General features: G+C 67.7%; 24 protein-coding genes. 8 read left to right on the forward strand and 16 right to left on the reverse strand.

Annotation, left to right across the window (positions count from 1 at the left end; translation table 11 throughout):
- Positions 1-1077 (forward strand): ABC transporter ATP-binding protein, encoded by a 1077-nt coding sequence (locus tag IBJ82_RS07325; RefSeq protein WP_194825246.1) that lies wholly within the window; start codon positions 1-3, stop codon positions 1075-1077.
- 10 nt (positions 1078-1087) lie between these two features.
- Here IBJ82_RS07325 and IBJ82_RS07330 read toward each other — a convergent pair whose 3' ends face one another.
- The 3 genes from IBJ82_RS07330 to IBJ82_RS07340 form a co-directional block, all read right to left on the reverse strand.
- Positions 1088-2269, reverse strand: a complete 1182-nt coding sequence (locus tag IBJ82_RS07330) for a Fic family protein (protein ID WP_194825247.1) — start codon at positions 2267-2269, stop codon at positions 1088-1090.
- A 106-nt stretch (positions 2270-2375) separates the two neighbouring features.
- Positions 2376-3128 (reverse strand): MBL fold metallo-hydrolase, encoded by a 753-nt coding sequence (locus tag IBJ82_RS07335; protein ID WP_194825248.1) that lies wholly within the window; start codon positions 3126-3128, stop codon positions 2376-2378.
- Between the two features lie 25 nt (positions 3129-3153).
- Positions 3154-5169: a M13 family metallopeptidase gene (locus IBJ82_RS07340; protein WP_370585209.1), complete on the reverse strand. Its 2016-nt coding sequence runs from the start codon at positions 5167-5169 to the stop codon at positions 3154-3156.
- 268 nt (positions 5170-5437) lie between these two features.
- On the opposite strand from IBJ82_RS07340, the gene IBJ82_RS07345 reads away from it, so the two are divergent.
- Positions 5438-5869 carry a hypothetical protein gene (locus IBJ82_RS07345; protein ID WP_194825250.1) on the forward strand — a complete coding sequence of 144 codons (432 nt, stop codon included), beginning with the start codon at positions 5438-5440 and terminating at the stop codon, positions 5867-5869.
- On the opposite strand, the gene IBJ82_RS07350 is transcribed toward IBJ82_RS07345, so the two are convergent.
- Complete coding sequence (locus IBJ82_RS07350) at positions 5866-6231, reverse strand: DUF397 domain-containing protein (protein WP_194825251.1); 366 nt, start codon at positions 6229-6231, stop codon at positions 5866-5868. The two genes, IBJ82_RS07345 and IBJ82_RS07350, sit on opposite strands and share 4 nt — an antisense overlap.
- 10 nt (positions 6232-6241) lie before the next feature.
- Positions 6242-7096 carry a helix-turn-helix transcriptional regulator gene (locus IBJ82_RS07355; protein ID WP_194825252.1) on the reverse strand — a complete coding sequence of 285 codons (855 nt, stop codon included), beginning with the start codon at positions 7094-7096 and terminating at the stop codon, positions 6242-6244.
- 221 nt (positions 7097-7317) lie between these two features.
- Between IBJ82_RS07355 and IBJ82_RS07360 the strand changes: the two genes are divergently transcribed.
- Positions 7318-7848 (forward strand): hypothetical protein, encoded by a 531-nt coding sequence (locus IBJ82_RS07360; protein ID WP_194825253.1) that lies wholly within the window; start codon positions 7318-7320, stop codon positions 7846-7848.
- Between the two features lie 2 nt (positions 7849-7850).
- Here the strand turns inward: IBJ82_RS07360 and IBJ82_RS07365 are convergent, their stop codons facing one another.
- Complete coding sequence (locus tag IBJ82_RS07365; protein ID WP_194825254.1) at positions 7851-8570, reverse strand: pirin-like bicupin family protein; 720 nt, start codon at positions 8568-8570, stop codon at positions 7851-7853.
- A 200-nt stretch (positions 8571-8770) separates the two neighbouring features.
- Between IBJ82_RS07365 and IBJ82_RS07370 the strand changes: the two genes are divergently transcribed.
- Positions 8771-10099: an MFS transporter gene (locus IBJ82_RS07370; RefSeq protein WP_194825255.1), complete on the forward strand. Its 1329-nt coding sequence runs from the start codon at positions 8771-8773 to the stop codon at positions 10097-10099.
- 11 nt (positions 10100-10110) lie between these two features.
- Here the strand turns inward: IBJ82_RS07370 and IBJ82_RS07375 are convergent, their stop codons facing one another.
- A complete protein-coding gene (locus tag IBJ82_RS07375) occupies positions 10111-10347 on the reverse strand; it encodes a hypothetical protein (RefSeq protein ID WP_194825256.1) in 237 nt (78 codons plus the stop codon).
- Between the two features lie 92 nt (positions 10348-10439).
- Between IBJ82_RS07375 and IBJ82_RS07380 the strand changes: the two genes are divergently transcribed.
- On the forward strand, positions 10440-11963 hold the full coding sequence (locus IBJ82_RS07380; RefSeq protein ID WP_194825257.1) for a DUF4185 domain-containing protein: 1524 nt from the start codon (positions 10440-10442) through the stop codon (positions 11961-11963).
- On the opposite strand, the gene IBJ82_RS07385 is transcribed toward IBJ82_RS07380, so the two are convergent.
- The 7 genes from IBJ82_RS07385 to IBJ82_RS07415 form a co-directional block, all read right to left on the reverse strand.
- Positions 11932-12822, reverse strand: a complete 891-nt coding sequence (locus IBJ82_RS07385) for a biotin-dependent carboxyltransferase family protein (RefSeq protein WP_194825258.1) — start codon at positions 12820-12822, stop codon at positions 11932-11934. The two genes, IBJ82_RS07380 and IBJ82_RS07385, sit on opposite strands and share 32 nt — an antisense overlap.
- Before the next feature lie 69 nt (positions 12823-12891).
- Positions 12892-13566 (reverse strand): allophanate hydrolase subunit 1, encoded by a 675-nt coding sequence (locus tag IBJ82_RS07390; protein ID WP_194825259.1) that lies wholly within the window; start codon positions 13564-13566, stop codon positions 12892-12894.
- Between the two features lie 15 nt (positions 13567-13581).
- Positions 13582-14331, reverse strand: a complete 750-nt coding sequence (locus tag IBJ82_RS07395; RefSeq protein WP_194825260.1) for a LamB/YcsF family protein — start codon at positions 14329-14331, stop codon at positions 13582-13584.
- Between the two features lie 99 nt (positions 14332-14430).
- Positions 14431-15636, reverse strand: a complete 1206-nt coding sequence (locus tag IBJ82_RS07400) for an ATP-binding cassette domain-containing protein (protein WP_194825261.1) — start codon at positions 15634-15636, stop codon at positions 14431-14433.
- A complete protein-coding gene (locus tag IBJ82_RS07405; protein ID WP_370585210.1) occupies positions 15633-16502 on the reverse strand; it encodes an ABC transporter permease in 870 nt (289 codons plus the stop codon). Before IBJ82_RS07405 ends, IBJ82_RS07400 begins: the two co-directional genes overlap by 4 nt.
- Positions 16499-17251, reverse strand: a complete 753-nt coding sequence (modA, locus tag IBJ82_RS07410) for a molybdate ABC transporter substrate-binding protein (protein ID WP_194825263.1) — start codon at positions 17249-17251, stop codon at positions 16499-16501. The genes IBJ82_RS07405 and modA overlap by 4 nt, the downstream gene beginning before the upstream one ends.
- Positions 17248-17646 (reverse strand): TOBE domain-containing protein, encoded by a 399-nt coding sequence (locus IBJ82_RS07415; RefSeq protein WP_194825264.1) that lies wholly within the window; start codon positions 17644-17646, stop codon positions 17248-17250. The genes modA and IBJ82_RS07415 overlap by 4 nt, the downstream gene beginning before the upstream one ends.
- 138 nt (positions 17647-17784) lie before the next feature.
- Between IBJ82_RS07415 and IBJ82_RS07420 the strand changes: the two genes are divergently transcribed.
- Positions 17785-18600 (forward strand): hypothetical protein, encoded by an 816-nt coding sequence (locus IBJ82_RS07420; RefSeq protein WP_194825265.1) that lies wholly within the window; start codon positions 17785-17787, stop codon positions 18598-18600.
- Here IBJ82_RS07420 and IBJ82_RS07425 read toward each other — a convergent pair whose 3' ends face one another.
- On the reverse strand, positions 18601-20064 hold the full coding sequence (locus tag IBJ82_RS07425) for a CCA tRNA nucleotidyltransferase (protein WP_370585211.1): 1464 nt from the start codon (positions 20062-20064) through the stop codon (positions 18601-18603).
- A gap of 548 nt (positions 20065-20612) precedes the next feature.
- On the opposite strand from IBJ82_RS07425, the gene IBJ82_RS07430 reads away from it, so the two are divergent.
- Positions 20613-21068, forward strand: a complete 456-nt coding sequence (locus IBJ82_RS07430) for an NUDIX hydrolase (RefSeq protein ID WP_228536794.1) — start codon at positions 20613-20615, stop codon at positions 21066-21068.
- Complete coding sequence (locus IBJ82_RS07435) at positions 21065-23524, forward strand: DUF6049 family protein (RefSeq protein WP_194825267.1); 2460 nt, start codon at positions 21065-21067, stop codon at positions 23522-23524. The genes IBJ82_RS07430 and IBJ82_RS07435 overlap by 4 nt, the downstream gene beginning before the upstream one ends.
- A 72-nt stretch (positions 23525-23596) precedes the next feature.
- Here IBJ82_RS07435 and IBJ82_RS07440 read toward each other — a convergent pair whose 3' ends face one another.
- Positions 23597-23905 carry a hypothetical protein gene (locus tag IBJ82_RS07440; RefSeq protein WP_194825268.1) on the reverse strand — a complete coding sequence of 103 codons (309 nt, stop codon included), beginning with the start codon at positions 23903-23905 and terminating at the stop codon, positions 23597-23599.
- Positions 23906-24176: the final 271 nt, after the last annotated feature.

Raw genomic sequence — 24176 nt, forward strand, 5'->3', positions numbered from 1 at the left:
ATGGCGACAGTGCAGTTCGACGGTGTGACCCATCGCTATCCCGGCGCCGACGCCCCCGCCGTCGACGCACTCGACATCGACATCGCCGATGGTGAGTTCCTCGTGCTGGTCGGCCCTTCCGGCTGCGGCAAGTCGACGAGTCTGCGCATGCTGGCCGGACTGGAATCCGTGGAGGCGGGCACGATTCGGATCGGTGAACGCGATGTCACCGACCTGCCGCCGCGTGCCCGCGACGTGGCGATGGTGTTCCAGAGCTACGCGCTCTACCCGAATATGACCGTCGCCGAGAACATGGGCTTCGCGCTGCGCAATGCGGGAATGTCGAAGTCCGACACCTTGGTTCGGGTGAAGGAAGCCGCGGCGATGCTCGAACTCGAGTCGCTGCTCGACCGCAAACCGGCCAAGCTCTCCGGCGGCCAGCGGCAGCGCGTCGCCATGGGCCGCGCCATCGTGCGCCGCCCGCAGGTGTTCTGCATGGACGAGCCGCTGTCCAACCTGGACGCGAAGTTGCGGGTGAGTACCCGTTCCCAGATCGCCGCGTTGCAGCAGCGTCTCGGCACGACCACGGTCTACGTCACGCACGACCAGGTCGAGGCGATGACTATGGGCCACCGTGTGGCGGTGCTACGCGAGGGCACGTTGCAGCAGATCGCTTCTCCCCGCGAGCTCTACGACAATCCGTTGAACACCTTCGTCGCCGGATTCATCGGTTCACCCGGCATGAACCTGCTCGAAGCGCCCGTGCTCGAGGGCGAAGCCGTGCTCGACGGACTGCGAATCCCGGTACCGCACGGCATTTCCGGCGCTCGCGTGGTGCTCGGCATCCGCCCTGAGTCCTGGGAGGTCACCACCGATCCCGCCGGCATCACCGTCGTCGCCGAACTACTCGAGGAACTGGGCGCCGAATCGTTCGTCTACACCCACGGCGCCGGCACCGACTGGTCCACCCGCTCCGGCAAGATCGTCGTCCGCGTGGACCGACGGTTTCAGACCACCCTGGGCGAAACGCTGCACCTACGACCGAAGACCGAAGAGGTGTTCTTCTTCGACGCGGACACCGAACTGCGCCTGCGCTGAGACCTGGGCGCTACGACAGGCCCGCCGCGGTGCGTCGACCGATCGCGGCGTTGAGGGCGTCGAGTTCGGCGAGGATGTCGGTGGCGGCCCAGATCCGGTTTCGTTTGGAGTCGGAGACGACTTCGAGAATGCCCACGTCGACGAGTCGTTCGAGGGCTCGGTAGGTGGCGGAGTCGGTGGTCGCCGTGATGGCGTTAGCGCCGGCGATAGTGAGAATGGGGTGCTCGAGCAGGTTTGCCAGTAGCGCCTCGTCCGCGGAACCGCCGCGTGGGCGGGCGCGGTCTCGCCAGCGCTGGGGGAGCGCGGTGAGGGTGCGGGCCGAGTCGATCGCCGCCTCGCTGGCATACACCGCCGCGAGTGCCAGATAGAGAACGAATTCGTCGGCGGCGCCGGCTCGGTAGGCCGCCAGTTGGGCGAAGTAGCGCGAGGTGTCGGCGAGCATGACCGACGCCAAGGGGACGGTCACTCTGTCGGTCAGCCCGCGTCTGCGCAGAATGGCGCTCACCAGGGCCCGGCCGATCCGGCCGTTGCCGCTGACAAAGGGGTGGATGGACACGAACTGAGCGTGCGCGATCGCGGCTTGCACGAGAATCGGCAGATCCCCGCGCGCGACGAAGGCCAGCAAGTCGGCCACCAATTCGGGCACGAGTTCTGGTGGCGGCGGTACATACAGCGCGTTGAGCGGCGTGTAATCGCTGCCGCCGATCCAGGTTTGGACGGTGCGCCAGCGCCCTGCCTTCTCCCACTCCGGGGCGATCAGCACGCGGTGGGCGCTGAGCAGACTCGCTTCGGTGATCCTGCCGGTCGCCGCCGTGTCGACCAGGCCCGTGAGTGATCGCACCGCGCCGACCTGTGACTCCGCCTCGGCACGGGTCGGCGCGCCGCCGAAGGCTTTGCTGAATGCTCGCCAGCCCGCATCGATCTGCTCGATTCGCGAGGAAGCGACTGCCTCGCTGCGCAGCAGGAATTCGCGCAGCGGTGGCGAATACTGGCCCTGGCCTGCTTCGAGATGTGTCACCGCGATCACCGCGGCTTCACTGGCCGATGTTGTTCGCCTGGAAGCGAAGTCGAGTTCGGCGATGCGCGGGGGGATCGACACCGCGACGCGCTCCGGCATGGGGCCGGCCCGTGGCCCGCGTCCGTCCCGCGCCGTCCAGGGACGCTGCTCCGTGCGGTGAGCCGGCCAACTCATGTGTTTTTACAATACTTTCGCTATAGAAAACGCTACTAACTTGTCAGCTACTCGCGCTTTTCGGAGGAAACGACAGTAGCGAGCTGACTAGTCGCTACTTGCGTCGTCAGGTGAGATCGGTTGCCGCGTGGGCCCTCGCTCGGGCGACGGCTTGTCCGATGCCCTCGGTGAAGGGGTCGCCGTGGCCGGGGAGGACCAGGCTGGCGGCGAGTGATTCGAGGGCCGCCAGGGCTGCCAGAGTTTCCGGGGTCGAATGGTTGAAGAAGTCGGGGAGTAGCTGGGGGCCTTGGATTTTCGACGTGGGATGGGCGGTAACCAGCGTGTCGCCGGTGGCGACCGCGCCCGCGTTCGGCAGGTAGAAGGCGCTGTGCCCGGAGGTGTGTCCCGGGGAGGAGATCGGGATCGGGTTGCCGGGGAAGTCGAGGGCGCCGTCGACGGGGAAGGGCTGGATGTGGGGGACCGGGTTCTTGCGAAGGCCGCCCGCGGCGGTGATGCGGGCGGCCCAGCCGATCGTGTCGAGGTCGGTGAGGCGTTTGATCACGTCGAGCGGGGTCGCGGATTCGTGGACCTCGCCACGGGCGTGGGCGACTTCGATTTCACTGGTGTAGACCGGGATCGCGTAGTGGCGATGCAGGTGGTTCAGTGCGCCGACGTGGTCCAGGTGGGCGTGGGTCAGCAGGATCGCCTTGATGTCTTCGGGGCGGTGGCCCAGCGCTCGGATCGACTTCTCGATGGTGGCGGCGTCACCGTGCCAGCCCGCGTCGATGAGCGTCAGATCACGGCCGTCGCGGAGCAGGACCATGTTCACATGGGTGCCCGCGATGGTGAAGATATTGTCGGCTACCTGCTGGTGACGCATGGGTCCCTCTCCGGAGCAATGGATGTCACCAGATTGTCACGCGTTCCTCAGGCTGCAGGAACAGTTTGTCGTCGGGGGTCACGTCGAAGGCTTCGTAGAAGCTGTCGATATTGCGGATCACCGCATTGCAGCGGAACTCCGGCGGGGAATGCGGGTCAACGGCGAGACGGCGGATGGCTTCCTCGGTGCGAGCCTTGGTGCGCCAGACCTGCGCCCAGCCGTAGAAGACGCGCTGCAGGCCGGTGAGGCCGTCGATGACCGGGGGTTCCTTGCCGTCGAGCGAAATCCGGTAGGCGGCAAGGGCAATGGACAGCCCGCCCAGATCGCCGATGTTCTCGCCGATGGTGAACTCGCCGTTAACGGTGTGCTCGTCGTCGAGCTCGGCGGGGGAGAGCACGTTGTACTGGTCGATCAGGGCCTTGGTGCGCTTGCCGAACTCGGCGCGATCCTCGTCGGTCCACCAGTCCTGCATGTTGCCGTCGCCGTCGTACTTGGCGCCCTGGTCGTCGAAACCGTGGCCGATCTCGTGGCCGATCACCGCACCGATCCCGCCGTAGTTGGCGGCGTCGTCGGCGTTCATGTCGAAGAACGGCGGCTGCAGGATCGCCGCGGGGAACACGATCTCGTTCATGCCGGGGTTGTAGTAGGCGTTCACCGTCTGCGGGGTCATGAACCATTCGCCGCGATCGACCTCGCCACCCAGTTTGCCCAGGTCGCGATCGTGGTCGGCGGCGTGGCCACGGCGGTAGTTGCCGACGAGGTCTCCTGCGTCGATCTCGACCGCCGAGTAGTCACGCCAGGTGTCGGGGTAGCCGATCTTGGGGGTGAACTTCTCCAGCTTGGTGAGCGCGGCGGCGCGGGTGTCGGGGCCCATCCATTCGAGGTCGGCGATATTGCGCCGGTAGGCCTCCTGAAGGTTGGCCACCAACTCGACCATGCGGGCCTTGGCCTGCGGCGGAAAGTGCCGGGCCACATACAGTTTGCCGACCGCTTCGCCGAGCAGTTCCTGCACCAGCGACACGCCGCGCTTCCAGCGCTCGCGGTTCTCCTCGGCGCCGGTGAGGGTACGGCCGTAGAAGTCGAAGTACTCCTCGACGATCTCGTCGGTGAGGAATCCGGCGCGCGCGTGCAGCACCTGCCACACCGCCCACGCCTGCCAGTCCGCTCGCGGCACCTCGGCCCACGCGGTGGCGAAGGCGCGCAGGTAGTCGGGCTGACGGACGACGAGCTCGGCGAACAGGTCCTCGCCGTCACGGTCGAGACCGGTGGCGACGCCCGCTACCCAAGCGGCCCAGTCGAATTCCGGGTGCTCGGCGACCAGGTCGGCGAATGTCGTGAGGTTGTAGCTCTTTTCGGCATCGCGGCGCCGCACCACATCCCAATGGCCCGCGGCGAGTGTGCGTTCCAGCTCGAACACGCGACGGGCGGCGTCGGCCGGGTCCGCCGGGAGCAGCCCGTCCAAGGACGCGTCGGTGGCGGCGATGGTGAACATCTTGGTGATGTGCGCGAGGTAGGCGTCGCGGATCGGCGCGAACTCCTCGGAGCGGTAGTAGGACTCGTCGGGCAGTCCGATGCCCGACTGGGTCGCGTGCACCAGGTAGCGGGTGGAGTTCTTGTCGTCGGTGTCGACGTAGTAGGCGAGCGCGCCACGGACTCCCGTGCGCTGCAAGCGGCCGAGCAGCGCTGCGAACGCGCTCGGGTCGGCGACCTCGGCGACCGCGCGCAGCTCATCGGCGATCGGAGAGAACCCGGCCGCCGCGACCACATCGGTGGCCATGAAGCTCGAGAACAGATCCCCGATCTTGCGGGCATCGGCATCGTCGGCCGCACCGGAGGCGCTGTCGGTGATGATCGCCTGCACATCGAGCTCGGCCTGGTCGTAGAGCGTGCGGAACGCACCGTCGACAGCCCGGTCGGCCGGAATCTCGTACCCGGCCAACCACTGCCCGTTGACATGCGCGAACAGATCGTCCTGCACCCGCACATCCTGATCGCGGAAGGACAGATCAATACCGGAGGGAGCGCTCAGATCAGAAGTCACGCCCCCCAGTATGCCGAAATCGCCTCTTCGACGGCCCTCACCGTGGATACCCAGCCCGGAAATCATCTCTGCGCAGGCGATACATCGCGAAGTGGACGATGATCTGCGAGTGGATATAGATCGAATCAGGACCGATGTCGAGCAGCTCGCGGCACGGTTCGGTGTCTCTGCTCCGAGTGTCGAGGCCGGGAAGGTATCGGAGTGGTGCCTCGATGGTGTGGAGCCGCGGTTCAGAACGCAACAGCCGCCGATGGTCACCATCGGGCCGATGTTCGATTCGCTCTCGCAGCCTGAGCGACAGGGCGCGCTCGCCGAAGCGATTGTGAGCCTCGACTTGCAGTGGGCGGGTCGGTACAGGTTGTTGCTCACCGTGGTGGTCATGGTGGTGGGTCCGTACCTGGCGCTCGAGTTGGTCGAGAGGCTGGACCTCTTACCCGGGATGACGCGCTGGCACTGGGGCGGCCTGGCCCTGATTACCGGTCTCACAGGAATTCTCGTGGCGCACTGTGTATACGGCCGACGAACGATCTATCACCTCGACCGCCGGATGACAGCAGTGCTGGGTCGCGAGCTGACCGAGAATACGATCGCCCTCGCCGCCCGCAGCCGAGCAGCCGCGGGCGGCTTCATGAGGCTCTCCACACCCAGCGCGCCGCAGCGACTACGGCGACTTGACTCAGATCCGCCGTCCAGCGTCTAGACGCAGGCGAACTCGTCGTCTCGGACGCCGGCTACGAAGGCTTCCCATTCGGGGGCGGTGAAGTGGAGGAGGACGTCTTCGTGGCGGAGGGTGGCTGAGCCGTCGGAGGAGGTGTGGGCGACGAGGTCGGGGTGGCGGCGCGCGGTCTGGAGGCAGTGCAGGAAGGCTGTCCACAGGGGGGCGTCGACCGTGATGATGGGCTCGTCCAGGCCGGTGTTCATCGGGTTGCGGCGGAATTTGCTGTCTCGTACCTGGACAGTGTTTCCATCGAAACGAACCTCGACACATTGGTTGCCGTTATTGGAGTGCGACGAGCTGAACCAGCCGTGTTCGGCCGGGCGGCGACGAGCGGTGGTGGACATACCTCGAATCTTACACGCTTGCATACTCCCTGATCAGGGCGAGAGATTCGGTGCGAGAAAGAGATTGCTCGCGGGCACGCACGTAGGCGAAGCCGAGATCGCGGACCTGTTCGGCATCGTCGACATGACCACCGAACACCGCGCTCTCAGCCCACGCGAAGGTCGGTAGCTGATCGCTTGCGAAGTCGAGCAGATGGAAGCTGGAACCGCCGAGCACGGCACCTTCGGGCGCACTGAACGGGATGACGCGCACGTCGACGGTGTCGAGCTCGCGCACCAGCGTGACCAGGTGGCGCAACTGCTCACGCAACACCGCGCTACCGCCGGTCTGCTGACGCAGAGTGGCCTCGCCGAGCACAGCGGTGAGTTCGAGCGGGTCGGGTTCGCGCAGCCGGCGCTGACGACGTAGTCGTATCGAGACTAATTGGTCTACCTGTACCGGGCGAATCATCACATCGGCGCTGATCAGGGCCCGCGCATAAGCCTCGGTCTGCAACAGCCCCGGCACGATCATGCTGTCGTAGCTGCGGATGCTCTCCGCGCCCGCCTCCATCCCGTACAGCCGCTGCAGTTCGGGACCGATCAGGGCCGAGGAGGCCGTCGTCCACCAGCCGCGTTGCTTGCTCGCCCCGAGCAGGGCGAGCAGTTCGAGGCGTTCGTCGGGCATGACGTCGAGAACGTCGAGGACCGGCTCGATCGTGGTGCGGGTGAGCACCCGTCTGCCCTTCTCGACATGGGACCAATTGGCGGGAGTGAACCCGACGCGGCGGGCGAACCCGGCCGAATCGAACCCGCGCTGCTCGCGCAGTTCGCGCAGGCGCAGGACGAGTTCCCACCGTGCGACGGTCGGTGAAACGGGAGCCATGGGCGAATATCGTACGCTGATCGACACACCAGCTACTGACTATTGTCAGCGTGGTTGTGCGGCTATAGGCTGTGCCGAACGGTCTTTTTCTCTCATGTCCTGCCGTTATGAAAAAGTTTCCCGCGCCACCGGGCCGTGATGGTCCACCCCTTACCGAGATTCGCTTCGAGCGAGCGAACTCACAGCTACATCGAGCCAGCGTCGACAGAGACGAGGTCGTGATGAGCACGTTGCACACTGATGAGGACAAGGGCGGGTATACGGCGGCCGAGGAGTACTCGGCCACCCAGGACGCTTTGGCGCGCTGTCGCCTCTACCGCAAGCACCATGGCCTCTACGGCGTCGTCGACGCCGCGCTGGGGCGGATCGTGCTCGAGATCGGCGCGGTCGGCGCGGTGGTGATGCCGTCGACGCTGGGCGAACGGGTCCGCGGGCTGCTGGTCACGCGCGGCCTGCGCTGCGGGCCGATCATCGCCCATCCGCGCTCCGGTCGCTGGACCTTCCTCACCGGGCCTGTCGACAACTCATACCTCGACACCGTGCTGTTCGCCGAACTGTTCCGGGTGTGCGCCTCGGTCGCCTTGCCGGGCAGCGACATCGTGCTGCCGTCGCCGGCCGACGAGCGCAGCGGCTATCGCACCTGGATGCAGGCGCCCGACGGTGATTTCCGGCCGGAATTCGCGGAGATCGTCGCCGTGACCCGGAGCAACGCCAAGTCGGCGACCTTGGCGCGCCAGCCGGGTTCGGCCTGAGTTCACCCTCCGCCGAGGCGCGCGTGCATCTCCCAGACGAGCACCTCGGCGTCGCCGTGCGGACGTATCAACTGGCCGCCGGAGCGGGTCAGCCGGATCGCGTCGCCCTGGGACAGCGTACCGAGTCCCTCGACGTCGATCTCGCCGCGCGCGACGAAGACATGCAGGTAGGGCGCATCGGGGAGGGTCACACCGGGGCTGTCGGCGGTCATCCTGGCGACGTGCATGGCGGCGTGCGAGGAGTTGATCGCGATGGCGGTGCGGTCGCGATAGCGGGGTAGGCCCGACGCGACGGCCACCAGGTCGCCGCGCGCGAGTTCGTCATCGATCTCGAGCTGCTGGTAGCCGGGGTCGACGCCGGGCTCGTCGGGGACCACCCACATCTGCACGAAATGCACGGGCTCGTCGTGGGATCTGCCGTCAAGGCGCCACGAATCGTTCTTCTCCGAGTGTTGGATGCCGGTGCCCGCGCTCATCCGCTGAGCCAGACCCGGATAGATGACGCCGTTGTGTCCGAGCGAATCCTGATGCACGAGGCTGCCGCCGAGCACCCAGGTGACGATTTCCATGTCTCGATGCGGATGCGTGTCGAAGCCCTCGCCGGGCAGCACCACGTCCTCGTTGTTCACCAGCAACAACCCGTGATGGGTGTTGTCCGGGTCGTAGTGCTCGCCGAACGAGAACGAATGCTTGGAGTCGAGCCACGGGATCCGCGTCTTCATCCGGTCGCCACCGCGGTGTAGTTCTAACCGCGGGGGTGTCGTCGATGGGGGCGTCACAGTTCAATTCTGGCACCAATCCTGGCGATGTACCGCTCACGGGTGTGCGTGGTCCGCGGGCCGGTTTGCCTTGGCACTAGGGTCATGGCGTGTCGACTCATCCCTCTGACGGCTCGAATACGGCGGATGAGCAGCCGATCTCGATGAGACATCTGCTTCGCGACACCCGCGAGGTGATCCGTCGCAACCCGCGGATGCCGCGCCTTGCCCTGCTGCGCCTGGCCGCGCAGTTCGGTGACGGGATGTTCCAGGCGGCCCTGTCGGGAGCGATCCTGTTCAATCCGGAACGCGAGACCGATCCGCTGGCCATCGCCGCGGGTTTCGCGGTACTGCTGCTGCCGTATTCGGTGCTCGGGCCCTACGCGGGCGCACTGCTGGATCGGTGGGATCGGCGCAATGTGCTGCTGGTCGCGAGTGCGGCGCGGGCGATGTTGATCGCCATGGCCGCGATCACCCTGTTCGTCGGGGTGGGGGAGACGCCGCTGCTGGTGCTGGCCTTGGCGACGGTGGGGATCAGCAGGTTCGTGCTGGCCGGTGTGTCGGCGGCGCTGCCGCGGGTGCTCGAACAACGCTGTCTGGTTCCGATGAACTCGGTGCTGGCGACCGTGGCCTCGGTGTGTGCCGGCATCGGCGCGGCGACATCGGTGTCGGTGATCGCGGTGATCGGCGCGGGTGACGCGGCCTCGGCGGCAGCGGTGGCACTCAGTGGGATCGGCTCGCTGGTCGGCGTGGTGCTGGCCTACGGATTCCGCCTGCATGTGCTCGGGCCGGATCGCGGTTCGGCCGAGACCGAGACCGCCGTGCACGCCATCGCGACAGGTCTGCGTACCGGCGCGCGGGCGGTCTGGCATTCGGCACAGGTGACGACGGCGATGATCGGAATCGGCGCGCATCGCATCGTGTTCGGGATGAACACGCTGATCATGGTCCTGGTGCTGCGTCAGCCGACCGACGGCGACGAGATGAGCGGCGGGTTGGTCGGCTTCGGGGTCGCGATCGGGTTCGCGGCGGCGGGCATGCTGGTGGCCGCGATCTGCGCGCCGATCCTGATCCCGCGTCTCGGCAGGCCGCGCACCGTGCTGCTCGGGCTCACGACGGCGGTGCTCGTGCAGCTCACGCTGGTGACACCGATCGCGCTGGCCACCGGCCCGGCCGTCGACGATGCGCACCGGCTGCTGCTGATCGGCGCGTTCGGGCTCGGCCTCGCCGGTCAGACGATCAAGCTGACCGGCGACGCCAGCATGCAGATCGACATCGTCGACGATCAGCGCGGACAGGTATTCGCCCTGCAGGACACGGTTTTCAACGTCTGCTTCGTGTTGGCGATCGCGGTGACCGCGCTGGTGATTCCGGCCGACGGACGTTCCATCGGGGTGGTGCTGGCCGGCGCCGGGGTCTACGTGCTCGGCATCGCGGCCATCGCGCTCAACTCCCGTCGAGCCAGGGTGGGCCCAGCTGAACTCCGGGGATAGGCCGAACACGCCTAAGGCAGTACGCCATCGTCGCCGTTGCTGAGGGCGCCCGCGGGTTCCTGCGCGAGGACCGTGCGGTGATCGACGGTGGACAGCGGGATGTCGGGGAGGAAAGCGTCGTGGTCGATGCCGGAGTCGTAGTCGACCCATAGGGCGTCGACGACGCTCGTGTCGGCCAGTTCGTCGTGGCTCGACCAGTGGTGCACGACCGCGTCGCCGGTTCCGAAGACGTACTCGATTTCGCTCACATCTGGTTGGACGCACGGCAACAGCGATCGGTTCCGGTAAGTTCTCACAAGATCACAGGTGTTCCTCGCCGACACCGATTCCAGGGAGCCAGATGCGCGCAAGACCGGTATCGCACGGAACTGCCGCCGTGGGTGTGGCACTGTCCGCGATCCTCGCTGTTCCCGCGCAAGCGGGCCCGTTGCCCTGGCTGCCGCCGCCGGTGAATATCTGCGGGGAAACGGGATTCGACCCGGTCAACCGGCTGCCCGACCCGGCCGCGCCGCCCGCGCCGGTCCTGCCGCCGACCATCGATATCCCGATCTGGGTGCCGCAGCTGACGCCGGTCCCGATTCCCGACCCGCCGCACGACAACACGCGCGTGGCACAGGTTCCGCTGCCCTCGGATCCGTGCCGTAATCCGTGCCCGGAGGTACGGGACACGCCGGAACCGGAACCGGAAAATACCGACGAGACGACATCGACCGGTTCGGCGGTCGCGTTGCCGCGGATCAGGATCAATCCGGAGATCGAGCCCATCCCGATCCCGGTACCCGGTGGCGAGGGCGAGCCCGCCCAGATAGCGCCGACGCCGGTGGTCCGGCCGGTCGAGAAGGGCCCGCTGGGAGCGCCGGTCGCGCCTGCGAAGGTGGAGTCCGTGCGGCTCGTCGACCAGGTCACCGGGCCCGGCTCGGCCAACCGGACCGATATGCGCTGGCAGGTCGACGGCACCGACCTCGGGCTGTTCTGGGAAACCGAACCGGGCAAGGTGGCCATGGTTTTCGGCGACACCTTCGGCGAGGGCTGGGCCTACGGCGGCGCGGGCTCCGACACCGCCGACTGGCGGTCGAATGTGCTCGCCTACAGCACCGACAAGGACCTGAGCGACGGGATCACCATCGACTCGATGGTGCAGGACAGCGCCTGTCATGCCGCCGAACTGCTCGGCAGCCGCAAGATCAAGAACTGGGAGACCACCACGATCCCGACCTCGGGGTTCGCGCTCGGCAAACGGCAGTTCATGAGCTACATGTCGGTGAACCACTGGTCGAAGATCCCCGGCATGTGGATGACGAACTACGGCGGACTCGCCTACTCCGACGACGGCGGCCAGACCTGGACAAAAGATCAGCATGCCCGCTGGGAGAACATGTTCGGGCTCGGGAAATTCCAGGTGGCCGCGATGGTGCCGCACGGAGATTACGTCTACATGTTCGGCACGCCCAACGGCCGGATCGGGACGATCGGCCTGGCCAGGGTGCGCAAGGCCGACGTGCTCAACAAGACGGCCTATCAGTACTGGGTGGACGGTAATTGGGCTCCGGCGGCTGAGAATTCGGCGACAGCGCTCGTGCACGGCACCGCCAGTGAGCTGTCGGTGCGGTTCGACGAGGAGAGCCGACAGTGGCAGATGGTCTATCTCGATTCGGTCGCGGGCCAGATCGTGTTGCGGACCGCAGGCCAGCCGCAGGGCGCGTGGACATCGACGGTGCCACTGGTATCCACCGAGATGTATCCGAAGGCGTACGGCGGTTTCATCCATCCGTGGTCGACCGCGCAGGATCTGTACTTCACGATGTCGGCGTGGGACAGCTATAACGTGTATCTCATGCACGCACGGTTGAATCCGCCGCGCTGATCGCCGGTGCTGCCACGAACACCAATTTTTCGCCCGGGCGAGCCTGCGCGACACGGTCGACATCGGTATCGAGGACGACCGCGATCACCGGGTAGCCGCCGGTGATCGGGTGGTCGGCCAGAAACACGACCGGCTGACCGCTCGGCGGCACCTGCACCGATCCCAACGCCACGCCCTCCGACGGCAATTCGCGCGCGACCGAACGCACCAGCGGCGGTCCGACGAGGCGATCCAGGCGCGCACCGACCCGGTCGGTGTCGGCGGAAACGATCCAGGAACCACGGAACAGCTGGTCGGGATCGGTGAACCAATCGGCGCGCGGGCCAGGACACGCCCGGATCGTGAGTACTTCCGGTCGCAGCGGAACCGGCGCGAACTCCACGGTCGGGAGGGTGCGCGGCGGGAGCCCGACCGGTAACTGCGTGCCGATCGCGAGCGGGTCGGGGCCGATGCCGGACAACGTGTCGCGGCTACGCGAGCCGAGTACCTTGGCCACGTCGATGCCGCCGCGCACCGCCACATAACTGCGCAGACCGGTGCTCGCCGAGCCCAATCGCAGTACCTGGCCCTCGTCGAGTTCGAGCACGCTGGCATGTCCGACCGGAGTGCCGTCGACGGTGGCGGGGGCGGGGGCACCGGTGACCGCGACGGTGAGGTGACCGTCGGCGCGCAGGGCGAGGCCGCCGAGCAGCACTTCGATGGCGGCGAAACCCTCCGGATTGCCGACCAGCCGGTTCGCCAGCCGCAGTGACCCGCGGTCGGCCGCGCCCGCCTGGCCGACGCCGGAATCGAACCAGCCCTGTCTGCCCAGGTCCTGCACCGTCGCGAGCGGCCCCACCCGCTCGATAAAGATCAGCATGCGATCTGTCCCCGATTCGCTGTCGAGGCGGCGCACCGTTGAGCAGCCATTGATTTTCCGCCGAAGCAGCTATTCCTCGGAAGCGACAAACCTGATCGCCGAACCCGCCCGCACCAGCGCGGGTGGATCACGGTCCACCGCCCACATTCGCAGATCGGTGGTGCCGATCAATTGCCATCCGCCCGGTGTGCCGCGCGGATACACCGCCGAATATCCACCCGCGAGTGCCACCGCGCCCGCCGGGATGGCCTTGCGGGCACTGGTGCGACGCGGCACCGTGAGCCTGCCGTCGGGCGAGGTGAGGTAGCCGAAACCGGGTGCGAAGCCGACGAACGCGCACCGCCAGACGGTGCCGGTGTGCGCCGCGATCACCGCCGGGATCGACAGGTCGAGCAGCCGGGCCACCTCGGGCAGATCCGCGCCGTCGTAGCGAACGGGAATCTCCACGACCGACTCGATATCGGGCACTGTTCCACGGGAAACATCCGGCGAATCCGCTTGCGGTGGCTCGTGATCGAGCCGGTCGAGCAGCGCGACGAGCTCCCGGCGGACCTGCACGCCGTAGCTCACCGAATGCATGGTGACCAGCACGGTTTCCGCCGCGGGCAGCACATCCTCGACACCGGCGATCGCGTGCACGCGCAGCGCCGAGGCAAGGCGCTGCACCGGGCGCGGGTCGTCGAGGGTGATGAGCACGGCGCGGTCACCCGCGGGTCGGATCCGCGCGTTCCAATCGATGTCCATCGTGCCTCCCACCCCTCAGCTGAACGGCTCCACCGGTATTCCGGCTTCGTCGAGCGCTCCCCGAATCCGGCGAGCCATCTCGACGGCCGCCGGAGAGTCGCCGTGGACGCACACACTTGCCACGGACACGGCGACCGTACCGGGACCGTCTACGGTACGCGCGGTCCCCGACAGCGCAAGAGTTGTCGCCTGCGCCACGGCGTCGTCGGGCGACAGCACCGCCCCGGCAACTCCGCGCGGGGCCAGCGAACCTGTTGCAGTGTAGGCCCGGTCGGCGAATCCCTCACCGACGAAACGCACGCGCTGCGCGGCACGTTCCAGTTCGGTGCCGGCCGGACCGAGCAGCGTGAGGCCCGGTTCTGCCTCGGCCACCGCGGCGACAAGAGCCTCGGCGAGCAGACGATCGCGAGCGGCCGCGTGATAGAGGGCGCCGTGCGGTTTCACATAGCGCACCCGATCGCCCGCTGCCCGCGCGAAGGCGGCGAGAGCGCCGATTTGATAGAGCACCTCATCGCGCAGATCGGCCGGGGCGATGGCGATATCGCGGCGACCGAAACCCACCAGATCGCGATAGCCGACATGCGCGCCGATCCGCACACCCTTGGCCACCGCGAGTTCACAGGTGCGGCGCATGATGGTCGGGTCGCCGGCATGGAATCCACACGCGATGTTCGCGCTGGTCACGATGTCGAGCATGGCGGCGTCGTCGCCCATCCGCCACGGGCCGAAGCCTTCGCCCAGATCACTGTTCAGGTCCAGCGGCATGTGCTGCCCTCCGGTCTTCGTGGGTCACTCGCCGGGTATGTACCCCGGTAATTCGAGCATGAACGCACAGATTCATACCGTTATCACCGAGGGCGTGGTTCAGCAGGCGTACACGCGGACCTCGGTGGCCTTCACCGCGAAGTACACCCGCGCACCGACGGTGAGCTGGAGTTGGGCGACGGCGGCCGGGGTCAGGTCGGCACACAGGCCGGGTGCCTGCGGTGCGTCACCGCGGACTCGGACGATGCCGCCGCGGTCGGTGATCTCCGCGATGTCGACGGTGAAGACGTTGCGTGGGCTGCCGCCCGGCCGGGTGCGGAACACCGACACCGCGGCGGGGGAGAACACCGCGGCCGCGCGGGCGCCGGGGACGAAATCGCCGACGACGCAGCCATCGACGCCGAGGTCTTCGACGAGCACAGTCCCGAAGGTCGGGGCCGGATCGCCGAGATGAGTACGCGGCATCGACGGTTCGCCATCGCCTGGATGGTCCGCTGAACTCGACTGATCCCGGGACCGAGCCTCGGCCGTCAGCGCTGACTCGATGCCGGTGCCGCGCAGGAGGTTGAGGCCGGCGATGCGGGCGGCGAAGGGGTTGCGAGGGTGCGACATCACCTCGGCGACCGGACCGGATTCGACGACGCGGCCGTCCTGAAGGACGACGAGGCGGTCGGCGAGGGTGATGGCGTCGATGATGTCGTGGGTGACCAGGACGGCGCATCGTGGGTGGTCGCGGCCGGGTTCGTCGCGCAGGACGCGGCGCAGCAGGGTGCGCATGGCCGGGGCTACGTCCACGTCGAGGGCTGACATGGGTTCGTCGAGGAGCAGCAGGTCGGGGTCGACGGCGAGGGCGCGGGCCAGGGCGACGCGCTGGGCTTGGCCGCCGGAGAGTGCGCCGGGGTGGCGGTCGGCGAGGTCGGTGGCGTCGACCGCTGTCAGCCAGTCGGTGGCGGTTCGTCGCGCGGCGGGGTTCTTCGCGCCGCGGCTGCGTGGGCCGAAGGCGACGTTGTCGAGCACGCTGAGATGGGGAAACAGCAGTGGATCCTGGGCGAGGAGGGAAACCGCGCGTCGATGTGGGGGGAGCGCGATGCCTTTCGCCGAGTCGGTGAGAGTGCGGTCGCCGAGTCGTACATGTCCTTCGTCGGGAACGATCAGCCCGGCGATCACCTGTAAGAGACTGGATTTGCCCGCGCCGTTCGGACCGAGCACGGCCAGGACTTCGCCCGGGGCCACTTCGATTCGCAGGTCGAGATCGCGGGCGGCGATCCGCGCGGAGACCGAGAGCCCGGTCGAATCCCTGGTCACTTCGTACCGCCGATCATCGGCGCGTCACCGGTCACCTGCGCGCCGGCGCTACGGAGTTGTGTGCCGGGGATCGGGCTGGTTCGACGGTAGGCGAGCAGGACTATCAGGACGGCGACGATGATCAGCACCACCGAGAGCGCGACGGCCGCATCGGGATCGGCTTCGCGCTGGAGGTAGATCTCCAAAGGCAGCGTGCGGGTACGACCCTGGAGGCTGCCCGCGAAGGTGAGCGTGGCGCCGAACTCACCGAGCGCGCGGGCGAAGGCGAGGACCGCGCCGGAGATCAGGGCGGGGCGAAGCAGGGGGAGGGTGACCCGCCACCAGACCGTGCTCGGCCCCGCACCGAGCGTCGCGGCGATCTGCTCGTAGCGACTACCCGCCGTCCGCAACGCCCCCTCGATCGTGAGCACCAGAAAAGGCAGTGCCACAAAGGTTTGTGCAAGGACCACCGCGGTCGTGCTGAACGCGATGTGAATTCCGGCCGCCTCCAGATGTTCGCCCAACAGCCCACGCCGACCGAACGTGTATAGCAGCGCGATACCACCGACCACCGGCGGTAATACCAAGGGCAGCAACACCAGTGCCCGAAGTACCGGCAGCCCACGCCACCGAGCCCGCGCCAGCACCGCGGCCATCGGCACCCCGAACACCACACACAACGCGGTGCTCGCCGTCGCCGTGCGCAAGCTCAACCACAATGCATCCCTTGATGCTTCGGTACTCACGAGTTCGACGAATCGCCCCCACTCGACCCCCCAGGCCAACGCCGCCAGCGGAAGCACCACCAGCGCGAACCCGATGACGGCGGGCACCAGCAACCACCGGGGCAGCCCGGTGGTCACGCGGCGCCGACCCGCACCGATCACGGCGCGCCGAACCCCGCGGCGGCCAGGGCTGCTCGGCCGGTGGGCCCGGTGACCAGTTCGGAGAACTTTCGCGCATTCGCGGCCTGCTTCGAATCCGCCACCACCGCAATCGGATACGTGTTCACCGCGGCCGAGGCCTCGGGTACCGCGACGGTGCTCACCTTCGCGCCCGCGCCCGACGCGTCGGTGACGTAGACGAAGCCGGCGTCGGCTTGCCCGGAGGTCACCTTGGTGAGGACGTCGGCCACCGAGGATTCCTCACTCACGGGACGCAGCGTGGCACCCGCGGCATCGGCGACGTTCTTCGTCGCCCGGCCACACGGGACCTGGGGGGCGCAAACGACCAGGGTGGCGTCGGCGAGGTCGTTGATCCCGGTGATGCCCTTGGGATTTCCCGGAGCGGTGACAAGCGTGAGGACATTGGTGGCGAAAGTGGCGGGCGTAGCGGTGATTCGGCCGCTTTGGACGGCTTTGTCCATTGTCGGCTGGTCGGCCGATGCGAAAACATCGGCGGGAGCACCGGCTTGGAGTTGCGCGGCCAGGTCGGATGATCCCGCGAACGAGAACTGCACGTCCACATCAGGGTTGGCGGTTTCGAAGTCCTTCTCCAGGCCGGTGAAGACACTCTTCAACGAGGCGGCGGCGAACACCGTCAGCGTGGATTTCTCAGTGTCGCCCCTGTTCTCACCCCCACAGCCGCCGACCGTGAGCACCACCAGCGCGGCACCGACCGCGACCCGGCGGATCATTCGACGGCCTTTTCGACCACCACGGTCGTGGCCTTCACGCTCGCCAGCGCGACGCTGCCCGGCTCGAGCCCCAGCTCGCGCACCGATTCGCTGCTCATCAGCGAAACCACTGTGAAAGGGCCGCACTGCATCTCCACCTGTGCCATCACCGTGTCCGACACCACGCGGGTGACCAGACCGGGGAACCGATTGCGTGCCGAGCTGGCGCTACCCACCTGGGTGTGTGGCGTGCGCGCCTGGTCGACGGCGTGTTCGGCGAGCTCCCTGCCGTCCAGTACCAGGCGGCCCGCGGCATCCTTGGTCGCCGTCAGGGCGCCCGTGTCGATCCAGCGACGCACCGTGTCGTCGCTGACGCCGAGCAGATCGGCCGCTTCCTTGATTCGCAATTTCGCCACGCGATCAGCATAGTTCCGCGGATTCGGACATAACAAGAAAACAACTCCGCACTTTCGGAAAGAACCGGTCGTGGAATCCCATAATCCGGTCACACTTCGTGGCCACCGGCGATCCGGCCAAGTACGCTCATAGCCATCATGGCCACGTATTTCGATCCGAAGTCCTGGTCACTGGCGGGCGCTGTCGATATGGGCAAACGCCTGCTCGACCCGTCTTGGATCGACCAGTGGCTCGGCTTCACCACGTCCTGGGCCGATCCCGTCGCCGACCTGGGCTCCGGCACCGTCACCGCGCTCATGCCCGATGTGCTGATGACCGTGCTCAGCGAGGGCATCCTCAGCCGTTTCGGCGGTCGGGAGATCAGCGCCACGCTGCTCGCGCACGACCTCACCGCCACCCTCGACTCGTTCAAGCTGCGCAGACGCGGCGCTCACTTCCAGAGCAAGACGGTGCTGTCGAACCTGGTGTGGGACTCGCACCCCTTCGACACGGTCACCGTCGTCGCGCACGGCGTGCGGCTGATTCCCGGTGTGCCGACCAAGGTCCGGGTTCAGCAACTCGATATCGAGGGCACCATCGGGATCGGCGCGATGGCCGAATGGGTGGACGCCCAGAACCTGGACTGGCGGGTGCGGCTCGACGAACGCGGACACATCGTCGCGACGCATCGCACGCGCAAGATGCGGGCGGTCGTCGACGGGCAGGTCTACGACAACCTGCTCACCCTCGACATCCGCAAGGCCAGTTGGTACGGCATCCGGCTCCCCAAACGGGTCATCCCCGCGCCCGCGCTGCTGCTCGACGACCTACCCAACCGGGCGAGCATCTCCTACGCGCACCGTCGCGGCGACGTGGTGAAATTCCGGCTCGAATTGCCGGCGACCACCGGCTCGTTCGACCTGACCCAGATCCGCGACGCCATCATCGCGGGCACGACGCTGATCGTCTTCTGATCAGTTCTGCTGGGCCCACCAGCCCTGGAGGGCCGCTTCGGCCTCTTCCCGCGTCATCGGACCGCGGTCGAGGCGCAGGTCCTTCAGGTACTTCCACGCCTTACCCACCTGCGGACCCGGCGGCAGCCCGAGCAATTCCATGATCGCGTTGCCGTCCAGGTCGGGTCGCACCCGTGCCAGGTCCTCCTGCTCACGCAGGGCCGCGATCCGCTCTTCCAGCTCGTCATAGGTCGAGCTCAGCGCGGCGGCGCGGCGCTTGTTGCGCGTGGTGCAGTCGGCGCGTACGAGCTTGTGCAGCCGATCGAGCAGGTCGTCGGCGTCGGTGACATACCGGCGCACCGCCGAATCCGTCCACTGCCCCTTGCCGTAGCCGTGGAAACGCAGGTGCAGGAACACCAGGCGCGCAACCTCTTCGGTGAACGCCTTCGGATACTTCAGCGCCCGCATCCGCTTGCGCACCATCTTCGCGCCGACCACCTCGTGATGGTGGAAGCTGACGCCGCCCGCCGGCTCGTTGCGCTTGGTGTCGGGCTTGCCGATGTCGTGCAGCAGCGCCGCCCAGCGCAACACCAGGTCGGGATCGCCTTCCTCCTGGTCGATCGCCTGCTGCAGCACGGTCAGCGAATGCTGGTACACGTCCTTGTGCTGGTGGTGCTCGTCGATCTCGAGCTTCATCGCGGGCACCTCCGGCAGCACTCGCTGCGCCAGACCGGTGTCGCACATGAGGTTGATGCCGTCGATCGGGTGGTCGGCGCCGATCAGCTTGTCGAGTTCGGCGCGCACCCGCTCGGCGGTGATCCGGTCGATCTGATCGGCCATCTCGACGATCGCCGCCCGCACCCGCGGCGCCACCTCGAATCCCAGTTGGGCGACGAAGCGCGCTGCCCGCAGCATGCGCAACGGATCGTCGTCGAACGAATCCTGCGGCGCCGCAGGAGTGTCGAGCACCCCCTCGAGCAGCGCGTCGATGCCATTGAGCGGATCGACGAATTCCAGCGACCCGTCGGCGGCGATCTTGACCGCCATCGCGTTCACCGTGAAGTCGCGGCGCACCAGGTCGCCCTCGAGGGTGTCACCGAATGTGACCTCGGGATTGCGCGAGACCCGGTCGTAGGTATCGGCGCGGAAAGTGGTGATCTCGAGCTGCTGATCGTCCTTGGCCGCACTGACAGTGCCGAACGCGAGGCCGCCCGTATCCCACAGATGATCGGCCCACCCACGCATCAACTCCTGCACAACCTCCGGCCGCGCATCAGTCGTGAAATCCAGGTCGTTGCCGAGCCGACCGAGCACCGCGTCCCGCACGCTGCCACCGACCAGATAAAGAGTGTGCCCCCGCTCGGCGAACATCCCCCCCAACGGCACCAAAACATCATTGAGCTGCCCCAACGTCACCGCCGCCCCCGCCAGCAGGCGAGCACGACGATCCGCCACAGCATCAGGGACAACATCGGGAGAAACCACATAGGCACTTTACCGACCCCGTCGAATCGTTTCCCCCCAGTCCACCACCGCCCTCCAACACCCCACCCGAGCCCGCCATAACCCCACAACCAACCCCGAACCCGCCACAACCACACCCAGCCCAGCCACACCACCCACCCCGAATCCGCCACAACCACACACCCAGCCCACCACACCGCCAGCCCGAATCCGCCATGACCGCACTCCCGACCCCCACCCGCGACCCCTAGGGAGCGGCGGCCACGAAGTGGCCGGTCGCGGCCGGGTCGCCGGTTAGGCGCCGGTGCGTAGGCGACGAAGGAGCAAGCACCGGCGCCTAACCGGCGGCCCCTCAGGGCCGCGACTCGAGCGCGCCAGCGCTCCAATAAACACAGCCCCAACCCGCCCAGGACTACCGAACACCAAATCCCGCCCCCGCACCCTCACTCGCGCCCGCACGCAATATGCACAGCTAAGCTGGCGAGGTGTCTCCTCCGGCCGATCGCGCGAACAGTCGACGCCGCCAGCCGCGGCGGCGCGGTTCGGCGAACACTGCCGGTAAACCGCGCATGCGCACCGTCCGGGAAACCTCCGCGGGCGGGCTGGTCGTAGAAGGTCTCGACGGTCCGAAAGAGCAGCGCACCGCCGCGTTGATCGGGCGGACCGACAGAAGAGGCCGTCTCCTGTGGTCGCTGCCCAAAGGCCATATCGAAGAGGGCGAGACCTCCGAGCAGACCGCGATCCGCGAAGTCGCCGAGGAAACCGGGATCGACGGCGAAGTGGTCGCCGAACTCGGCAGTATCGATTACTGGTTCGTCACCGAGGGCAGACGGGTACACAAGACCGTGCACCATTTCCTGCTGCGATGTCTCGGCGGTGAGCTGTCCGACGCCGACGTCGAAGTCACCCAGGTTGCGTGGGTTCCGTTGAGCGAGTTGGATTCCCGATTGGCCTACGCCGACGAGCGGCGGCTGGCCGAAGTGGCGAATCGATTGATCGACCGGATGGAGACCGGCAAGCGATGACGGGTGGACTGATCCGGCTGATCACGGCGGTCCTGACCATCTTGGGTTCGATGACGCTGCTGCCCGCGCACGCGCACGCTCAAACGGACGGGTCGGGAACGCCGAAGTTTCTCAAGCTCACCCTGGACGCGGTGGCGCCGGGCACGGTGACCACCGGCAGCGATCCGAAGCTGACCGTGTCGGGCACGGTCACCAATATCGGCGACCGGGTCGTCGACGATGTGAGCGTGCGAATCCAGCGCGCGGCCGCGGTGGATTCGCCGAGCGGGCTGCGCAGTTCGCTGCGCTTGGACCAGGCGAACTACGAGGTGACCGGTCCGTTCCAGGATGTGGCGTCGCAGTTGAGTCCCGGTCAGCGCAAACAGTTCTCGGTGAGCATCGCGTTGCGCGCGGGCTCGGAGGCCTCGCTCGGACTGACCGATCCCGGGGTGTATCCGCTGCTGCTCAATGTCAACGGCGAACCCGCCTACGGCACCCAGGCCAGGCTCGACGACGCGCGCTTCCTGCTCCCCGTGCTCGGACTGCCCGGCACCGACGACACGAACCCACCGGTGGCCACGCCGCCGGAGGCCACGCCCGTCGCGACCACGATGATCTGGCCGCTGGCCGACCGGCCGCGCATGGTCGCCGGCAAGCCCGGCGCGGTGAACGGCCAGGTCGAACTGCTCGATGACGAACTGGCGGCCTCGGTCGGCAAGGGCGGGCGCCTCGAACAGCTCGTCGCGGCGCTGGAATCGGTGGTGCCCGCGCCGGGCAAAGACAAAGGTGTGGCCGGATCGGTGTGTATCGGCATCGATCCGGACCTGGTCTCGACCGTGCAGACCATGACGCGCGGCTATCGGGTGCTGGCGAGTCCGTCGGATCCGAGCGGGGCGACCAGGGAGGGGACCGGGGCGGCGAGTGCGCTGGCCTGGCTCGACCGGTTGCGCTCGCTGGCCGGCTCGATGTGCACGGTGGCCTTGCCGTTCGCGCAGGTCGACGTGTCGGCGCTGGCCGCGGTGAACGATCCTGGACTGTCCGCGCGGGCCCTGCTCGCGCCCGCCGATGTGGTGGACTCGATCCTCGGCACGCAGTCGTTGCGCGGGGTGAGCCTGCCCGATTCGGGCAGCATCGACGATCCCGCCGGACAGTTGTTGCGCGAGCACGGATACGGAACAGCGGTGCTGGCCGGTTCGGCCGTCTCGGGTGACGGGTCGCCTGCCGATGCCGACAACGCGCTCACCACCGCGCCGACCACGCTCACGCCCGATGTCGTCGTCGGTGGGGAACAACCCGCACCCGATGTCGTTCGGGTGCCGGATGTGAGCGTCGACCCGCCCGCCGGTGCCGCGGTGGGAACCGATCCCGCGCTGCGCGTGGCCACCTTCGATATCTGGTCGGCGACCGCGCTCGCAGCGGTGGGTTCGAATCCGCCGACGCCGTCGTTCACGCCGTCGAAGGTGCGTTTCGACGTCACCAACGACTCGCGCGCGGCCCGATTGCAGGACGCGCTCGGCGCGATGGCGTGGAGCGCGCTCAATCCGGCGCCGGACCGGCCGCGTTCGCAGCTGCTGATGCCGCCGCAGCAGTGGGGTGCCAGCCGGGAGGAGGGCGTTGCGCTGCTCAAGCAGGTCGAACTGCTCACCCGCAACAACCTGGCGAGTCCGCGCAGCTTCACCGACCTCGTCGCCCAGGCGCCCGATCCGCGCCCGTTCGCGCTGGAGTATCTGCCGCGCGCCGCCCAGGACGCCGCGCCGGAACAGTTCATCGGACCGGTGCACGCCCAAGGCGCCCGGGTGACCGAACTGATGCGCGCACTGGTCGAACTGCCCGAATCCGAGCTCACGCCGCTCGCGTTCCTGACCCCCGCCCGCGAGGATCTGCTGCGCGCGCTGAGCCTGTCCGACCGCAGGGCCGACAACGACACGCTCGCCGACCTGCACGCCCAGCGACGCATCGATCAGGCCACCCGAGAGCTGGACACGATGTTCTCCTCGGTGTCGGTGCTGCCGCCGGGCGGGGTGTACACGCTGGCCTCCGAGCAGAGCCCGTTGTTGCTGGTGGCGCGCAATGAACTGCCCGTCGCCATCCGGGTGATGTTCCGGATCGAGGCTCCGGCCGAGACGAACATCACCGATATCGGCGAACAGCTGCTTCCGCCGTCCGGGACCCGGTCGTTCCAGATCCCGACCGAGGTGAGCGACAGCCGTAAGCTGGTGATTCCGATCGCCCTTACCACCCCGGACGGGATAGCGCTAGGAGAGGCGACTTCGGTCTCGGTGCGCTCGAACGCCTACGGTCAGGCGCTGGCCATAATTACCGCATGTGCCGCGATACTGCTGTTGCTGCTCGCCGGGCGCCGACTGCTGCGGCGGTTCCGCGGGCAACCCGATCCCGCCGACGAAGGGTTCGCCCCGGAGACGGTCGTACGGGCGGGTCGGCTGCGACGCGCACGTCAGCGGCTGCAACGGCAGTGAACCCCCGCGCCTGACGCGCGGTCAGGGCACCATGACAGACAAGGACGAGAGTGGCACTGGTGAGCGAAACGCTCATCGGACCGGCGGGATTCGCGGGTTACGCCGGGTACAGGAGGCATGATGGGCGACGATGATTCCGCTCATCGGCGCGACCACGACGACGACCCGACCCTGCGCCGGGCCCCCAGCGCACCGTGGGAACGTGGGATGACGGCCGGCCAGGACGCCGACCGCGACGAGGCCGTGCCGCACGTGGATCGCCCGGTGGATCGGCGCCCCGGTGCGCCCGGTCATCGACCGGAGTTCGTCGCGCCCCGAGAGGGCCGTCCGCCGGTCCGACCCGGTGATCCGGTCGTCGATCCGCACGCGATGCCTCGTCATCCTGCTCCCGGCCAGCCCGGCACGCCTCGTCATCCTGGTGTCCCCGGCGCCGAACTTCCGCCCGAGAATCCGGGTCGTGGCGGCTACCGACCCGTCGAACAGACCGGTTACCGGCCGGCATCCGCCGACCCCGGCGCACCGGCGCCGCCCTCGGCTCAACGCGGCCCCCGGCCTGCCATGCCGCCGGGTCAGCCCAGCTATCGCCCTGAACCGCCACCGCCCGGGTACCGCCCTGGACCTGACGTGCCCGCTGGACAGCGCCCAGGACCCC

This window comes from Nocardia sp. XZ_19_231 (assembly GCF_015355705.1).
Lineage (GTDB): Bacteria > Actinomycetota > Actinomycetes > Mycobacteriales > Mycobacteriaceae > Nocardia > Nocardia salmonicida.

Excerpts from the sequence above, each read along its gene's own strand:
- modA (WP_194825263.1), bottom strand. The coding sequence starts at position 17,251 with ATGATCCGCCGGGTCGCGGTCGGTGCCGCGCTGGTGGTGCTCACGGTC.
- IBJ82_RS07390 (WP_194825259.1), bottom strand. The coding sequence starts at position 13,566 with ATGGACATCGATTGGAACGCGCGGATCCGACCCGCGGGTGACCGCGCC.
- IBJ82_RS07345 (WP_194825250.1), top strand. The coding sequence starts at position 5,438 with ATGTTCGATTCGCTCTCGCAGCCTGAGCGACAGGGCGCGCTCGCCGAA.
- IBJ82_RS07395 (WP_194825260.1), bottom strand. The coding sequence starts at position 14,331 with ATGCCGCTGGACCTGAACAGTGATCTGGGCGAAGGCTTCGGCCCGTGG.
- IBJ82_RS07325 (WP_194825246.1), top strand. The coding sequence starts at position 1 with ATGGCGACAGTGCAGTTCGACGGTGTGACCCATCGCTATCCCGGCGCC.
- IBJ82_RS07380 (WP_194825257.1), top strand. The coding sequence starts at position 10,440 with ATGCGCGCAAGACCGGTATCGCACGGAACTGCCGCCGTGGGTGTGGCA.
- IBJ82_RS07440 (WP_194825268.1), bottom strand. The coding sequence starts at position 23,905 with ATGACGAGGCATCGCGTGCGGATCGACGACCGGATCACCGGGTCGGAC.
- IBJ82_RS07365 (WP_194825254.1), bottom strand. The coding sequence starts at position 8,570 with ATGAAGACGCGGATCCCGTGGCTCGACTCCAAGCATTCGTTCTCGTTC.
- IBJ82_RS07420 (WP_194825265.1), top strand. The coding sequence starts at position 17,785 with ATGGCCACGTATTTCGATCCGAAGTCCTGGTCACTGGCGGGCGCTGTC.
- IBJ82_RS07350 (WP_194825251.1), bottom strand. The coding sequence starts at position 6,231 with ATGTCCACCACCGCTCGTCGCCGCCCGGCCGAACACGGCTGGTTCAGC.
- IBJ82_RS07330 (WP_194825247.1), bottom strand. The coding sequence starts at position 2,269 with ATGAGTTGGCCGGCTCACCGCACGGAGCAGCGTCCCTGGACGGCGCGG.
- IBJ82_RS07370 (WP_194825255.1), top strand. The coding sequence starts at position 8,771 with ATGAGACATCTGCTTCGCGACACCCGCGAGGTGATCCGTCGCAACCCG.
- IBJ82_RS07335 (WP_194825248.1), bottom strand. The coding sequence starts at position 3,128 with ATGCGTCACCAGCAGGTAGCCGACAATATCTTCACCATCGCGGGCACC.
- IBJ82_RS07355 (WP_194825252.1), bottom strand. The coding sequence starts at position 7,096 with ATGGCTCCCGTTTCACCGACCGTCGCACGGTGGGAACTCGTCCTGCGC.
- IBJ82_RS07360 (WP_194825253.1), top strand. The coding sequence starts at position 7,318 with ATGAGCACGTTGCACACTGATGAGGACAAGGGCGGGTATACGGCGGCC.
- IBJ82_RS07385 (WP_194825258.1), bottom strand. The coding sequence starts at position 12,822 with ATGCTGATCTTTATCGAGCGGGTGGGGCCGCTCGCGACGGTGCAGGAC.
- IBJ82_RS07435 (WP_194825267.1), top strand. The coding sequence starts at position 21,065 with ATGACGGGTGGACTGATCCGGCTGATCACGGCGGTCCTGACCATCTTG.
- IBJ82_RS07430 (WP_228536794.1), top strand. The coding sequence starts at position 20,613 with ATGCGCACCGTCCGGGAAACCTCCGCGGGCGGGCTGGTCGTAGAAGGT.